The organism is Ancylobacter sp. IITR112 (assembly GCF_041415945.1).
Lineage (GTDB): Bacteria > Pseudomonadota > Alphaproteobacteria > Rhizobiales > Xanthobacteraceae > Ancylobacter.
Window position 1 is genome coordinate 978,729 of the sequence record NZ_JBGCUS010000001.1, and the last position, 14,557, is coordinate 993,285.

Sequence of the window (14,557 nt, forward strand, 5' to 3'; positions counted from 1 at the left end):
AAGGGATCAAATACCCGCGCGACCTAAACAGTGCGGCGGCGGTAGCGGCGGCCGAGCGAGGTGAGGATCTCGTAGTCGATGGTGTGTGAATGCCGCGCGAGATTGTCGAGCGTCAAGCCGTCGCCAAGCAGGGTGGCGAAGTCGCCGAGCCGGACGGCGTCCTCCGGCAGTTCGGTGATGTCGACCGCGAGCAGGTCCATCGAAATACGCCCGATCAGCGGGCAGCGATGGCCCGCCACCACGGCCTCGGCGCCGGGGCGCAGGTCCGAGGCGCCCGCGAGGCGGGGAATGCCGTCGGCATAGCCGGCGGAGAGAATGGCGACGCGCGAGGGACGGATCGCGGTATGGGCGCCGCCATAGCCGACCGTCTCACCCTCATGCACATGACGGATGCGGGCGATGCGCAGTTCCAGCCGCACCACCGGCCGCAGCGGCGCCACATCCGCGCGCGGGCGCCCGCCATAGACGGCAATGCCGGGGCGGACGAGATCGAAATGATAGGCGGGATCGCCGAGCGCGCCGGCGGAATTCGACAGCGACGCCCGCACGCCCGGAAACAGTGCGGCAATGGCGCGAAAATCTTCCAACTGGCGGGCGTTGAGCGGGTGGTCCGGCTCGTCGGCGCAGGCGAGGTGGCTCATCAGCAGCGCAAGCGGGAAACCCAGCTCGTCGCGCCCTTCCGCCACGTTCACCGCTTCCGCCGGGGTCAGGCCCAGCCGGTTCATGCCGGTGTCGACATGGATGGCGGCGGGCAGCGCCTCGCCGGTGCGGGCGCAGAAATCCTGCCAGCGCTGGATTTCCTCGGTGCTGCCAAGGACCGGGCGCAATGCCTGTTCCTGATAGGCGGCCTCACTGCCGGGGAAGAGACCGTTCAGCACGAAGATTTCCGCCTCGGGCAGCAGCGCCCGCAGGTCCCGCGCCTCGCTCAGCAGCGCGACGAAGAAGGTGCGCGCCCCCGCCTGCCAGAGCGTGCTGGCGGCGGCCGCCAGCCCTATGCCGTAGCCATCGCCCTTCACCACCGCGGCGCAGGCGGCCGGCGCGACGCGGCGCGCCAACTCCTGATAGTTCGCCGCCAGTGCCGAGAGATCGAGGGTGAGGAGCCCGCCGGCTTCGGCAAGCGGAATGTCTGACGCGCTCAAGATGCTGTGCTCACGGCTCGGGCAGTCGGTCGGAATGGACCAGATTGGAGAAGCGGGTGAATTGTGGCTCGAACGAGACCTTCACCGTGCCGGTCGGGCCATGGCGCTGCTTGCCGATGATGATTTCGGCGATGCCCTGCGCCGCCTTCATGTCCTGGTCCCACTTGAACCATTCCTCGGTGCCTTCCTTAGGCTCGCGCCCCTTGAGGTAATATTCCTCGCGGAACACGAACATCACCACGTCGGCATCCTGCTCGATCGAGCCGGATTCGCGAAGGTCGGACAATTGCGGACGCTTGTCGTCGCGCGCTTCCACCTGACGCGAGAGCTGGGACAGTGCCATGATCGGCACGCCGAGCTCCTTCGCCAGCGCCTTCAGGCCGGTGGTGATCTCGGTGATTTCCTGCACGCGCCCCTGCGACGAACTCTTGGACGAGCCAGTGAGGAGCTGCAGATAGTCCACCACCATGAAATCGAGGCCGCGCTGGCGCTTCAGCCGCCGGGCGCGGGCGCGCAACTGGGCGATGGAGATGCCGCCGGTATCGTCGATATAGAGCGGGATCGTCTGCATCATCTGGGCGCAACTTGCGAGCTTGTCGAATTCGGGCTCGGAAATGTCGCCGCGGCGGATCTTGTAGGAGGCGATCTCGGCCTGTTCGGCGAGAATACGGGTGGCGAGCTGCTCGGCCGACATTTCCAGCGAGAAGAAGCCGACCACGCCACCATCCACCGAGCGGATGGAGCCGTCGGGCAATGTCTCCGATGTGTACGCCGCCGCGACGTTGAAGGCGATGTTGGTGGCGAGCGAGGTCTTACCCATCGCCGGACGGCCGGCGAGGATGATGAGGTCCGAAGGCTGCAGCCCGCCCATCATCTGGTCGAGATCGTCGAGGCCGGAGGCGGTGCCGGAAAGATGGCCGTCGCGCTGGAAGGCGCGGCTCGCCATGTCGACGGCTTCCTTCAGCGCGTCGTTGAAGCGCATGAAGCCGCCATCGTAGCGGCCGGTCTCGGCGAGTTCGTAGAGCCGCTTTTCCGCGTCCTCGATCTGCTCCTGCGGCGTGGCGTCGATCGGGGCCTCATAGGCCTCGTTGACGATTTCCTCGCCGATCTGGATCAGGTCGCGCCGCACCGAGAGGTCGTAGATGGTACGTCCGTAATCCTCGGCGTTGATGATGGTCGTCGCCTCCGCCGCGAGGCGGGCGAGATATTGCGGAGCGGTGAGGCCGCCGGCATCGAAATCCGCCGGCAGGAAGGTTTTCAGCGTGACCGGCGTCGCCACCTTGCCGGCGCGGATCAGCGCCGCCGCCGTCTCGAAGATCGCGACATGGATCGGCTCGAAGAAGTGGCGCGGCTCCAGAAAATCCGAGACCCGGTAGAACGCCTCGTTATTGACGAGGATGGCGCCCAGCAGCGCCTGTTCCGCCTCGATGTTGTGGGGCGCGGTGCGATAGGTCGCGTCGGTCTCCGCCGGGGGGCGGTTCGGAGAATCGAGCATAGCAGTTCCGGGTGTCGGTGGGCCGACCCAACAGCTAGCGCTGCGGCCGGGCAGAGTCCGGGACGAATCGTGGCCTGCCTATTTTGTCCTGTGGAGCGCCTGTGGAAAGCCGAATCTGGCTTGACGCGCGGCCGCCCCTCCCGGTCGGGCGGCCGCACCCCGCGCTACTCACCGGCGAGTCTCAGGCCCGGGCGGGTCTGCTTCTCCATGCCCCGCAGCGCGGCTTCGCCCTGGGCGATATAGCCGCGCGTCATCGGCACTACCCCTTCCCGGCGGGCGAGCTGGATCTGGAACACCATCATGCCCTGGTGCCGGAAGGCCATTTCCGACGAGGCGAGATAAAATTCGAACATCCGCACGAAGCGCGCATCATAGAGGCGTTCCACCTCCTCGCGATGGGCGAGGAAGCGCTGGCGCCACGCCTTCAGCGTTTCGGCATAGTGCAGGCGCAGGATTTCGATGTCGGTGACCAGCAGCCCGGCCTTCTCGATCGCCGGCAGCACCTCCGACAGGGCCGGAATGTAGCCGCCCGGGAAGATGTATTTGGCGATCCAGGGATTGGTGATTCCCGGCCCCTCGGAGCGGCCGATGGAGTGGATGAGGGCGACGCCATCCTCCTTCAGCAGTTCCGCCACCTTGCCGAAATACTCGTCATAATGACCGACGCCGACATGCTCGAACATGCCGACCGAGACGATCCGGTCGAACGGCCCGGCCACGTCGCGATAATCCTGCAGGCGGAAATCGGCGCGCCCGGCAAGGCCGCGCTCCTCCGCCCGGCAGCGGGCGACGCCGTGCTGCTCCTGCGACAGCGTCACGCCGGTGACCTGCGCCCCGGCATGGTCCGCGAGGTAGAGACCCATGCCGCCCCAGCCGCAGCCAATGTCGAGCGTGGACAGCCCCGGCCGGTTGAACAGCAGCTTCGCCGCGATATGCCGCTTCTTCGCCAGTTGCGCGTCGTCCAGTGTCTGGTCGGGAGCCTCGAAATAGGCGCAGGAATATTGCCGGTCGGCATCGAGGAAGAGCGCGTAGAGCCGCCCGTCGAGATCGTAATGATGGGCGACGTTCTTCTGCGAGCGGTCCGGCGGGTTGAACTGGGCGAGGCGCCGGAACAGGAAGCGCAGCCGCAGGAAGAACTGCGCGCTGGCGCTCGGCACTTCGAGGCCGACCTGTGCCATCAGCAGGGCGAGCACCTCGGCGATGTCGCCTTGTTCCACCACCATGCCACCGTCCATATAGGCCTCGCCGAAGCTGAGCTCGGGATCGAGGACGATCTGGCGCTGCCAGGCATTGGATGTGAAGCGGACGGTGAGGGGAGGGCCGCTGCCATCGCCGAACATGGCGCGGGCGCCGGAGGCGAAGATGACGGCGAGGGAGCCACGGCGCACGATGCGCGCGAGGACCTTGGTGAGCAATCGTTCCATCGGCTCATCCCAAAGTACTGGCAGCCGGCGAAGACAATGCGAGAAGGCCGGTCTCCGCATGAAGACTGCCTGCCCATGCTCTGGGCATGTCGTTTATCTGCAAATCATTGCAGCACAACCTTTCCGCCCTCGCAACCTCCCGGGCGGGCATTTGAATGCAAAAAAGCCCGGCCGTTGCTGGCCGGGCTTCAACTTTACGCTGATAACGCAAGGTAAGGCGATCAGGCCTCTTCAGCCTCGGCCTCGGCCTCGTCGCCGGACTCGGCAGCGGCCTCTTCCGCGTACTCGTCCTCGTCCTCGTCATCGCGCACGATGCTGAGATCCTCGCCGCGCGACTGGCGCTCGGCTTCCTCGGGGCTGCGGGCGACATTGGCGCGCACCGTCACCTCGACTTCGGGGTGCAGCGTGACCGGCACGTCATGTAGGCCGATGGTCTTGATCGGGTGATTGAGGACGATCTGGCGGCGCTCGACGGAGAAGCCGGCGGCGGTGAGCGCCTCGGCGATGTCGCGGGTCGACACCGAGCCATAGAGATGACCGGTCTCGCCGGCCTGACGGACCAGCACCACTTCGGTACCCTTCATGCTCTCGCCGACCTTCGCCGCCTCGGACTTGAGTTCGAGGTTGCGGGCTTCGAGCTGCGCCTTCATCGAATCGAAGCGGCTCTTGTTGTCCTTGGTGGCGCGCAGCGCCTTGCCCGAGGGCAGCAGGAAATTGCGGGCATAGCCGTCGCGCACGCGGACGACTTCGCCCATCTGGCCGAGCTTGGCGACCCGCTCAAGCAGGATGACTTCCATTTCAGTTCTCCATTCAATGCGTCAATGTGGAAAGGTCGGGGAATTCAGAGGTCATTGGCAGCGGGCGGTCGGCCCGGCGGTCCGCCCTTGCGGAACCGGGCACGCACGCCGAACAGTGTTTCGGCAAGGCCAAGCAGGGCGAGAATGGCGAAGGGCCAGCCGAGCGCCAGCGCCGCGATCCACACGGTGGCGATGACCAGCGCCCGCCCGGCCGCGCCGCGCGTCACCCAATGGATGACGGCCAGCCCGACAAAGGCGAACACCATCACCAGCGTCGAGGCCAGCAGTTGCGCCAGCAGCCCGACGAAGCCGCCGGCCAGGTTCGCCGCGATGAAAGCGCCGACGAGCACGACGGCTGTCGGGCGCGGCACCGTGATCGCCGCGAGATCGGGCCAGGGACGCATCAGCCGGCCGGACAGCCGGGCGGCATGAGCGGCGAGCCACAGATTGCCGATCTGCGTCACCATGGTCACCACCGCGGCGGCGGGCGGCATGATGAGGACCAGAAGGTCGATCATGCGCTCGACATCCGGCCCGCCGGCGCCCGGATTTTCCTCGAACATCGCCTGGAACAGCGCGCGCAGCGCCGCCTGGTAGCCTTCGACACTGCCGGCCACCAGCGGGATCAGTGCCGCGACCGCAAGGCAGCCAAGAATGCCGGAGGCGAGCACGATCCGGCCGACGGGAAACCATTCCAGCGGTGCGCCGGGCTGCGGTTCCCGCGCCATCAGGGCGAGATAGGCCAGCACATAGGCCGGCAGGCCGACGCCCGCGACATAGGCGACGAGCAGTTCGAGGCCGAAGAACGCGCCGATCGCCACGGCTGCGGCGGAAGCCGCGACCAGTGCCGACAGATGCGTCCAGCCGAGGCCGACAATGAGGACGGGCAGAGGGGCGAGGTAGAACAGCGGGAGCGCGAGCGGGCTGCCGGTGGAGACGGTCGCCACCAGAAGAGCGGACGCCGCGCCGGCGCCAAGCGCTATGAGCCAGTTCTGTATCATCGACGCGCTGTCCCGCCCTTTAGCGGTTAGGGGCGGATCATCGTCCGTCCCAGCCAAGGCCGCCGGAAGGCTGGCGACCTGTCGGAAATGTGGTTCAGGAGGCGTCCCCGGCCGCAGCCGGGGACGCAAGCGTCACGCGATCAGCGGATCACGAAGGGCAGAAGGCCGAGGAAGCGCGCGCGCTTGATCGCCTGGGCGAGTTCGCGCTGTTTCTTGGCCGAGACGGCCGTGATGCGCGAGGGAACGATCTTGCCGCGCTCGGAGATGTAGCGCTGCAGCAGCCGCACGTCCTTGTAGTCGATCTTCGGCGCGTTGGCGCCGGAGAACGGGCAGGTCTTGCGACGGCGGAAGAAGGGGCGACGGGCGCCCGAGGAGTTCGCGGCCGCGCCGCCGGTGCCACCGAAAGCCATCACTCAGTCTCCACGTTGGCCGGAGCTTCTTCACGGTCACGGCGCGGGCCGCGGTCGCCACGATCGCCGCCGAAGCCGCGCCCGCCGCCACCAAAGCCGCGATCGCCGCCGAAGCCGCGATCACCGAAGCCGCGATCGCCGCGGTCGTCGCGGTCGCGCTTCTGCAGCATGACCGACTGGCCTTCTTCGAGTTCCTCGACCCGGATGGTGAGGTAGCGCAGGATGTCCTCGTCGATGCGCATCTGGCGCTCCATCTCGGCCACGGCGGCCGGGGGGGCGTCGATGTTCATCAGCGAGAAATGCGCCTTGCGGTTCTTGCGCACGCGGTAGGTAAGCGTCTTCACGCCCCAGTACTCGGTCTTGGAAACCGTACCGCCATTCGCTTCGATCACGCCCTTGAAGCGTGTCGTGAGTTCCTCGACCTGCTGCGCCGTCACATCCTGGCGCGCGAGGAACACGTGCTCGTAAAGAGCCATGTTCATGCCTTTCCCAATGTTCCGCACTATTGCGGCCATCCTCCCGACGCCGAGCCCTTCGAGCCCGGAAAGGCTCGAATATTCTCGAAGGCGGGGACACGGGACGACGCGAATCCTCGGATTCGCTGCCGCATCCGGCGAAAAGCCATGCGCGACCGTCCGTTCAGCCCCCGGCCGGGACTGACAGTGGGCGGGCTTATACGCTAAAACCGCGCGAAATCAAGGTGCGCGGCGGCCATGGACGCGTGTTCGCCCGCCGGGCGGCGATGCCGCCTCTGACACTCTATACACTCATGGCTGCCCGGCCAGCGGCTGATGCAAGGATGTTGGCCCGCGGCCCTGCCACGCGCGTCGCTGCGCCGGTCCGCTGAAACCGGCCGCCCTGCCCACAGGCCTTCGGCACTGCAACTTGACATGGGACGCAGGGCGTTGTTCCTGCGCCCGCCAATTCTCAGCGTATAGGTCACTCCAGCGTCATGAGCCTCGCGTTCGTTTTTCCCGGTCAGGGCAGCCAGGCCGTCGGCATGGGCAAGGCCCTCGCCGAGCAGTTCCCGGCCGCCCGCGCCGTATTCGAGGAAGTCGACGCGGCGCTCGGCGAGAAGCTGTCCGCCATCATGTGGGACGGACCGATCGAGACGCTGACGCTGACCGCGAACACCCAGCCCGCCCTGATGGCGTCGTCGCTCGCCGCGCTGCGGGTGCTGGAAACGGAAGCCGGGCTCGATCTCGCCCGCGATGCCGCTTTTGTCGCCGGCCACTCGCTCGGAGAGTATTCCGCCCTCGCGGCCGCCGGTTCGCTCTCCATTGCCGATACGGCCCGGCTGCTGCGCCTGCGCGGCACCGCCATGCAGGCGGCGACGCCCGTCGGCACCGGCGCCATGGCGGCGATTCTCGGCCTCGACTTCGATCAGGTCGCCGCCGTGGCGGCGGAAGCGGCGCAAGGCGAGGTCTGTGACATCGCCAATGACAATGCGCCCGGTCAGGTTGTGGTCTCCGGCAATGCGGCCGCCGTCGCGCGCGCCTGCGAGATCGCCAAGCGCGAGGGCGCCTCACGCGCGATTCCCCTCACGGTTTCCGCCCCCTTCCACTGCCGTCTCATTGCTTCCGCCGCCGACGCCATGCGCGACGCGCTGGCAGGCGTCGAGGTGCGGGCGCCGAAGGTGCCTCTGATCGCCAATGTCACTGCCGCGCCGGTCAACGCGCCGGATGAGATTCGCGCTCTGCTGGTCCAGCAGGTGACGAGCACGGTGCGCTGGCGCGAATCCGTCGCGTTCATGGCGGAGCAGGGCGTGAGCCGGCTGGTCGAGGTGGGGACTGGCAAGGTGCTTTCCGGACTCACCAAGCGTATCGCCCGCCAGGTGGCAGCGACAAGCGTTGGCGCGCCCGAGGATGTTGCCGCCTACGCCGCTTCCGCAGCCCAGGCTTGAGACAGCAATTCAGGAGTTTCCCATGTTCGATCTGACCGGGAAGACGGCGCTCGTCACCGGCGCCACGGGCGGGATCGGCGGCGCCATCGCCAAGGCGCTGCACGCGCAAGGCGCGACGGTGGCCTTGTCGGGCACCCGCCGCGAAGTGCTGGAGGCGTTGGCCGCCGAGATGGGCGAGCGCACCCATGTGCTGCCGTGTGACCTCTCCAATATCGAACAGGTCGAGCAACTGGTGCCGCAGGCCGAGGAGGCCATGGGCGAGCTCGACATTCTGGTGAACAATGCCGGCATCACCCGGGACGGCCTGTTCGTCCGGCTGACCGATGAAATGTGGGACACGGTGATCGCGGTGAACCTCACCGCCGGCTTCCGCCTCACCCGCGCCGCCGCCCGTTCCATGATGCGCCGGCGCACCGGCCGCATCATCGGCATCACCTCGGTGGTGGGCGTCACCGGCAATGCGGGTCAGGGCAATTATGCCGCCGCCAAGGCCGGCATGATCGGCATGTCCAAGGCGCTGGCCAAGGAAGTGGCGGCGCGCGGCGTGACGGTGAACTGCATCGCGCCGGGCTTCATCGCCACGCCGATGACCGACGTGCTGAACGACAAGCAGAAGCAGGCGATTCTCTCCGCCGTCCCGGCCGCGCGGCTGGGCTCGCCGGAGGACATCGCCGCCGCCGCCGTCTATCTCGCATCCGCCGAAGCCGGTTACATGACCGGCCAGACGCTGCATGTGAATGGCGGAATGGCAATGATCTGACGAGGCCCGCCCGAGCGCCTTTAACCGGCCCTTAACTGTGCTGGTTTTGGCGTTTGAAGTGTGCTAACAGCCGCCTCGGCTCACAGGGTTGAACACCGCAGTTCCATTGCGGAATCGTTCGAGACATCCTGTAATCGGGGCAAAAAAGCAGGCCGCCAAAGCCGCGTTCGCGCGGGGGCCAAATGGTACAACGTAGCAACCTCCGGATACGGACGAGGGTGAACCGATGAGCGATATTGCCGAGCGCGTGAAGAAGATTGTAGCCGAGCATCTGGGCGTCGAGCCCGAGAAGGTTACCGAGAATGCCAGCTTCATCGACGACCTCGGCGCGGACAGCCTCGATACGGTCGAGCTGGTCATGGCCTTTGAAGAAGCCTTCAATTGCGAAATTCCCGACGACGCGGCCGAAACGATCCTGACCGTCGGCGACGCGATCAACTTCCTGGAAAAGAACGCGGCCTGAGGGCCGTTCGCGCGCGCTGCGGCGGTTCGCCCGTCGCGGCGCCCTTGGTGTGAAGTTCTCCGGAGATATCGGATGAGGCGCGTCGTCGTTACCGGCCTCGGCATGGTGACGCCGCTCGGATGCGGCGTCGACATCACCTGGCAGCGTCTGCTGGCTGGACAAAGTGGAGCCGGTCGCGTCGAGGGTTTCGACGTTTCTGACCTTCCGGCCAAGATTGCCTGCCAGATTCCGCGCGGCGACGGCACCAACGGCACCTTCAATCCCGACCAGTGGATGGAGCCGAAGGAGCAGCGCAAGGTCGACGATTTCATCATCTATGCCATGGCAGCGGCGCGTCAGGCTCTCGACGATGCCGACTGGCATCCGTCCTCTTATGATGACCAGTGTGCCACCGGCGTGATGATCGGCTCCGGCATTGGCGGCCTTCAGGGCATCGCCGAAACCGCGCTGCTGATGCAGGAGCGGGGGCCGCGCCGCGTGTCGCCCTTCTTCATTCCCGGCCGCCTCATCAATCTCGCTGGCGGCTATGTCTCGATCGAGCATGGCCTCAAGGGCCCGAACCACGCCGTGGTCACGGCCTGTTCAACCGGCGCGCACGCCATTGGCGACGCCTCGCGCCTGGTGGCCTTCGGCGATGCCGATGTGATGGTGGCGGGTGGTACCGAATCGTCGATCAGTCGCATCGGGCTTGCGGGGTTCGCTGCCTGCCGTGCGCTGTCGACCAGTTATAACGACACACCGGAGAAGGCGTCGCGGCCTTATGACAAAGACCGCGACGGCTTCGTCATGGGCGAGGGGGCCGGCGTCGTCGTGGTCGAGGCGCTCGACCACGCGCTGGCGCGCGGCGCCAAGATCTATGGCGAGATCGTCGGTTATGGTCTCTCGGGTGACGCCTATCACATCACCGCCCCGTCCGAGGACGGCGACGGAGCCTTCCGCTGCATGACCGCGGCGCTAAAGCGTGCGGGCATCACCCCGGCGCAGATCGACTACATCAATGCCCATGGCACCTCGACCATGGCCGACGAGATCGAACTCAGCGCCGTGCAGCGGCTGCTCGGCAACAATGCGGCCAAGGTGTCGATGTCGTCCACCAAGTCGGCGATCGGCCATCTGCTCGGCGCTGCCGGCGCGGTGGAAGCGATTTTCTCGCTGCTCGCCATCCGTGACCAGATCGCCCCCGCGACGATCAATCTCGACAATCCGTCGGTCGACACGCCGATCGACCTTGTGCCGCACACGCCGCGCAAGCGTGAGATCGAGTATGCGCTGTCGAACTCTTTCGGCTTCGGCGGCACCAACGCGTCCGTCGTGTTCAAGCGCTACGCTAACTGAGCAAGACCGGCAAACGGCGGGCGAGCGGCGCCTTAAGGTGGTCGCTTTCCCGCTTTCGCCATTTTTCCGGGTAGTCTGCCAGTGCGTTGCGCTGCCCGCGAACGCGAGGCGAGGCATCCGATGACCGATCCGACTTCCCCGACCCCGCCCGGCGCTCCGACACCCGCCGGCAAGGCGAGTGACCCCCACCGGGCGTCGCGCCGCGCCAATCACCCACTCATCGTCGCCGGCAGCATGGTGTTCACCCTGCTGATCGTCGCCATCGTGCTTGGGGGCGGCGCACTGTGGATCGGCAAGACCCGCTACTACGCGCCCGGCCCCCTGACCGCGGACAAGGCGGTGATCGTGCCGAACGATTACGGCGTGATGGACATCGCCGACCTGCTGGAAAGGCAGGGCGTCATTGACGACAAATGGGTCTTTGTCGGCGCGGCCGTGGGCACGCGCGCCTCCAGCAAGCTGAAGGCCGGCGAATATGCCTTTGCCGCCGGCTCCTCGATCCAGCAGGTGCTGGGCACGATCGTCTCGGGCAAGGTGATCGAATATGTCGTCACCATTCCCGAAGGGCTGACCAGCGACCAGATCGTCGAGCGAATCCTCGATGTCGAGGAGCTTTCGGGGAACGTGCGGCAGGTGCCGCGTGAGGGCAGCCTCATGCCCGACACCTACAAGATCACCCGTGGTACGTCGCGCGAGGATTTGCTGCGCCGCATGGCGCGCACGCAGGACGCGGCGCTGAAGGAAATCTGGGACCAGCGCGACCCCGACCTGCCGCTGAAATCACCGCAGGAACTCGTCATTCTCGCCTCCATTGTCGAAAAGGAGACGGGCGTTCCCGAGGAGCGGGCGGAAGTCGCCGCCGTGTTCGTCAACCGGCTGAACAAGAAGATGCGGCTGCAGTCGGACCCGACCATCATCTACGGACTGGTGCGCGGCAAGGGGCGGCTGGAGCGGCCGCTGACCCGCACCGACATCACCACGCCGACGCCATTCAACACCTACACCATCCCGGCGCTGCCGCCCGGTCCCATCGGCAATCCCGGCCGCGCCTCCCTTGAGGCGACCGCCCGCCCGGCCAAGAGCGACAATCTCTATTTCGTCGCCGACGGCACCGGCGGCCACGCCTTCGCCCCCTCGCTCGACCAGCACAACAAGAATGTTGCGCGCTGGCGCCAGATCGAGCGCGAGCGCAAGGTCGACCCTGCGGCGCAGCCGGCCGGCACCTCCGGCACGACAGGCGCCACGCCCGTCGACTGAAGGCGAGCGCGTTGTGCCGGCTTGAGGCCGGCGGCGCCCGCCGTTATGGTCCGCCCGCCGTCCGGGGACGGGGCAGGGGGGACGTATGACGCTGGCCAGCATGACGGGTTTCGCACGCACGCAGGGCACCAGCGGTGCCTGGAGCTGGGCTTGGGAGCTCAAATCGGTCAATGGCAAGGGGCTGGATCTGCGCCTGCGGCTGCCCGGCGGCTGGGAGGGGCTGGAGAACGGCCTACGCCAGAGCGCGGCCCGCGTGCTCGCCCGGGGCAATGTCAACGCCGCCCTTTCGCTCACGCGCGCCGACCCCGAGGTGAGCGTGCGTGTCAATGAGCATGTGCTGCGCACCATCGCCCAGTCGGTACGCCGGGTGGCGGAGGAACTGGGCGCTCCGCCGGTGCAGTTGGAAAGTCTCATCGGCCTGAAGGGCGTGCTGGAGATCAGCGAGGCGCAGGAGACGGATGCCGGCCGCGCGGCGCTGGAGGCGGCGATCATCGCCGGCTTCGAGGAAGCGCTGGCCGACCTCGCCGCCATGCGGGTGCAGGAAGGGGCGGCGCTCGCCCTCGTGCTGGGCGAGCGGCTCGATGCCATTGCCCGGCTCACCGCCGCCGCCGAAGCCAATCCCTCCCGGCGGCCGGAGGCGATCCGTGCCAAGCTCGCCGATCAGATTCGCGGTTTGATGGACACGGGCGCGAGCTTTGATGCCGACCGGCTGCACCAGGAGGCGCTGGTGATCGCCGCCAAGGTCGATGTCCGCGAGGAACTGGACCGCCTGGTCACCCATGTCGCGGCGGCCCGCACTATGCTGGGCGAGGGCGGGGCCATCGGGCGGCGGCTCGACTTCCTGGCGCAGGAGTTCAACCGCGAAACCAACACGCTCTGTTCCAAGGCCAATGACGTGTCGCTGACCGCCATCGGGCTGGAGTTGAAGAGCGTCGTCGAGCAGTTCCGCGAGCAGGTTCAGAATATCGAGTGAGGGACAGGGTGACCGACACCAACGAGAATGCCGCGAGCCCCGGTGCCGCTATTGGCGGCCGTCGCGGGCTGATGCTGATCCTTTCCTCCCCCTCTGGCGCGGGAAAATCAACGCTCGCCCGGCTGCTGCTGGAACAGAATCCCGACATCTACCTCTCTGTGTCGGTGACGACGCGGGGCCGGCGGCCGAGCGAAGTCGAGGGTGTGCATTATCACTTCCTCACCCGCGAGCGCTTCGAGCGTCTGCGCGACGCCGGCGATCTGCTGGAATGGGCGGAGGTTCACGGCAATTTCTACGGCACGCCGCGCGAGCCGGTGGAGGCCGCGTTGTCGGCGGGACGGGACGTGCTGTTCGACATCGACTATCAGGGCGCCGAGCAGCTCTATGAGAAGATGCGCCCCGACATTGTCGGCGTGTTCATTCTGCCGCCCTCGGCCGCCGAGCTGAAGACGCGGCTGGAACGGCGCGCCGAGGATGCCTCGGGCGTCATCGAGAAGCGCCTGCGCAACGCCCGCACCGAGATCGCCCATTGGCGTGACTATAATTACGTGCTGGTCAATGCCGACCTGAACTCGACCTTCGCCAATCTGCGCAACATCCTGCTCGCCGAGCGGCTGCGCCGCGAGCGCCAGCCGGGCCTCGAGCCAGTGATCGAGCGGCTCGACAGCGAGCTGGCGGAACTGGTGGCGTAAACGGGCCTTCCGCTCGGCGTGCTATCGGCGCTTACGCTCTGCCCGGCGCGCCCGCCTCGCGCAGGGTCATCCACGCATTGGCGAGGGCGACGAAGCCGTCCACCGTCACCCGCTCGGCGCGTTCGGTCGGGGCGATGCCGGCGGCTTCCAGCAGCGCGCCGCTGTCGACACCGAGGCTTTTGAGGCTTTGCCGCAGCATTTTGCGGCGCTGGCCGAACCCGGCCTCGGTGACGCGCTCCAGCACCTTCAGCGAGCAGGGAAGGGGCTCGCGGCGCGGGACGAGATGGACCACGGAGGACGTGACCTTCGGCGGCGGCACAAAGGCGGAGGGCGGCACGTCGAAGGCGATATGCGCCTGCGCGCGCCAGCCGGTCAGCACGGCGAGGCGGCCATAGTGAGCGTCGCCCGGCGCCGCGACAATGCGCTCGGCGACCTCGCGCTGGAACATCAGCGTCAGGCTCTCATACCAAGGGGGCCAGGGATCGGCGGAGAGCCAGCCGATGAGAAGCGGCGTGCCGATATTGTAGGGCAGGTTGGCGATGACGACGGCGCGTTCCTCCGGCGCCAGCAGCGCCCGATAGTCGATCTCCAGCGCATCGCCTTCAATGATCTCAAGCCGGCCGGGATAATGCGCGGCCACCTCGGCCAGCGCCGCAACGCAGCGCGGATCGCGTTCGATGGCGACCACACGGCGCGCGCCAAGCGCCAGGATCGCCCGGGTGAGTCCGCCCGGGCCGGGGCCGACTTCAATCACCGTCCGCTCGTCGAGCCGCCCGGCGGTGCGGGCAATCTTCGAGGTGAGGTTGAGATCCAGCAGAAAATTCTGCCCCAGCGACTTCAGCGCGGAAAGACCATGCGCGCGGATGACCTCGCGCAGCGGTGGCAGGGTGTCGATGGTCATGCCGACC

15 protein-coding genes are annotated in these 14,557 nt (G+C 67.2%); 7 read left to right on the forward strand and 8 right to left on the reverse strand.

Features of this window, described 5'->3' with window-relative positions; all coding sequences use genetic code 11:
* Positions 1–23 precede the first annotated feature (23 nt).
* The 7 genes from alr to rpsF all read right to left on the reverse strand — a co-directional run bounded on the left by alr (position 24) and on the right by rpsF (position 6,742).
* The gene (gene alr / locus AAC979_RS04445; protein ID WP_371345625.1) at positions 24–1,139 is read right to left on the reverse strand and encodes an alanine racemase; all 1,116 of its coding nucleotides are present in this window, start codon (positions 1,137–1,139) and stop codon (positions 24–26) included.
* A 10-nt stretch (positions 1,140–1,149) separates the two neighbouring features.
* Entirely contained in the window at positions 1,150–2,634 is a 1,485-nt protein-coding gene (locus tag AAC979_RS04450) for a replicative DNA helicase (protein ID WP_371345626.1), read from the reverse strand.
* A gap of 164 nt (positions 2,635–2,798) precedes the next feature.
* On the reverse strand, positions 2,799–4,058 hold the full coding sequence (locus AAC979_RS04455) for a class I SAM-dependent methyltransferase (RefSeq protein ID WP_371345627.1): 1,260 nt from the start codon (positions 4,056–4,058) through the stop codon (positions 2,799–2,801).
* Between the two features lie 221 nt (positions 4,059–4,279).
* On the reverse strand, positions 4,280–4,855 hold the full coding sequence (rplI, locus tag AAC979_RS04460) for a 50S ribosomal protein L9 (protein WP_371345629.1): 576 nt from the start codon (positions 4,853–4,855) through the stop codon (positions 4,280–4,282).
* Positions 4,856–4,899: 44 nt separating this feature from the next.
* Positions 4,900–5,856, reverse strand: coding sequence for a DUF2232 domain-containing protein (locus AAC979_RS04465; RefSeq protein ID WP_371345630.1), 957 nt, complete (start codon positions 5,854–5,856; stop codon positions 4,900–4,902).
* A 140-nt stretch (positions 5,857–5,996) separates the two neighbouring features.
* Positions 5,997–6,266: a 30S ribosomal protein S18 gene (gene rpsR / locus AAC979_RS04470; RefSeq protein ID WP_244377301.1), complete on the reverse strand. Its 270-nt coding sequence runs from the start codon at positions 6,264–6,266 to the stop codon at positions 5,997–5,999.
* The gene (gene rpsF / locus AAC979_RS04475) at positions 6,266–6,742 is read right to left on the reverse strand and encodes a 30S ribosomal protein S6 (protein WP_371348995.1); all 477 of its coding nucleotides are present in this window, start codon (positions 6,740–6,742) and stop codon (positions 6,266–6,268) included. The genes rpsR and rpsF overlap by 1 nt, the downstream gene beginning before the upstream one ends.
* 476 nt (positions 6,743–7,218) lie before the next feature.
* Between rpsF and fabD the strand changes: the two genes are divergently transcribed.
* The 7 genes from fabD to gmk all read left to right on the forward strand — a co-directional run bounded on the left by fabD (position 7,219) and on the right by gmk (position 13,649).
* Positions 7,219–8,169, forward strand: a complete 951-nt coding sequence (gene fabD, locus AAC979_RS04480; RefSeq protein ID WP_371345631.1) for an ACP S-malonyltransferase — start codon at positions 7,219–7,221, stop codon at positions 8,167–8,169.
* Between the two features lie 22 nt (positions 8,170–8,191).
* A complete protein-coding gene (gene fabG, locus AAC979_RS04485) occupies positions 8,192–8,929 on the forward strand; it encodes a 3-oxoacyl-[acyl-carrier-protein] reductase (protein ID WP_371345633.1) in 738 nt (245 codons plus the stop codon).
* Positions 8,930–9,155: 226 nt separating this feature from the next.
* Positions 9,156–9,392 (forward strand): acyl carrier protein, encoded by a 237-nt coding sequence (locus tag AAC979_RS04490; protein WP_131834805.1) that lies wholly within the window; start codon positions 9,156–9,158, stop codon positions 9,390–9,392.
* A gap of 72 nt (positions 9,393–9,464) precedes the next feature.
* Positions 9,465–10,727 carry a beta-ketoacyl-ACP synthase II gene (fabF, locus tag AAC979_RS04495; protein ID WP_371345634.1) on the forward strand — a complete coding sequence of 421 codons (1,263 nt, stop codon included), beginning with the start codon at positions 9,465–9,467 and terminating at the stop codon, positions 10,725–10,727.
* A gap of 120 nt (positions 10,728–10,847) precedes the next feature.
* Positions 10,848–11,984 (forward strand): endolytic transglycosylase MltG, encoded by a 1,137-nt coding sequence (gene mltG, locus AAC979_RS04500; RefSeq protein WP_371345635.1) that lies wholly within the window; start codon positions 10,848–10,850, stop codon positions 11,982–11,984.
* A gap of 85 nt (positions 11,985–12,069) precedes the next feature.
* Positions 12,070–12,957, forward strand: a complete 888-nt coding sequence (locus AAC979_RS04505; RefSeq protein WP_371345637.1) for a YicC/YloC family endoribonuclease — start codon at positions 12,070–12,072, stop codon at positions 12,955–12,957.
* A gap of 71 nt (positions 12,958–13,028) precedes the next feature.
* On the forward strand, positions 13,029–13,649 hold the full coding sequence (gmk, locus tag AAC979_RS04510) for a guanylate kinase (RefSeq protein WP_371348996.1): 621 nt from the start codon (positions 13,029–13,031) through the stop codon (positions 13,647–13,649).
* A 31-nt stretch (positions 13,650–13,680) separates the two neighbouring features.
* Here gmk and rsmA read toward each other — a convergent pair whose 3' ends face one another.
* Positions 13,681–14,550: a 16S rRNA (adenine(1518)-N(6)/adenine(1519)-N(6))-dimethyltransferase RsmA gene (rsmA, locus tag AAC979_RS04515; RefSeq protein WP_371345638.1), complete on the reverse strand. Its 870-nt coding sequence runs from the start codon at positions 14,548–14,550 to the stop codon at positions 13,681–13,683.
* Positions 14,551–14,557 lie beyond the last annotated feature (7 nt).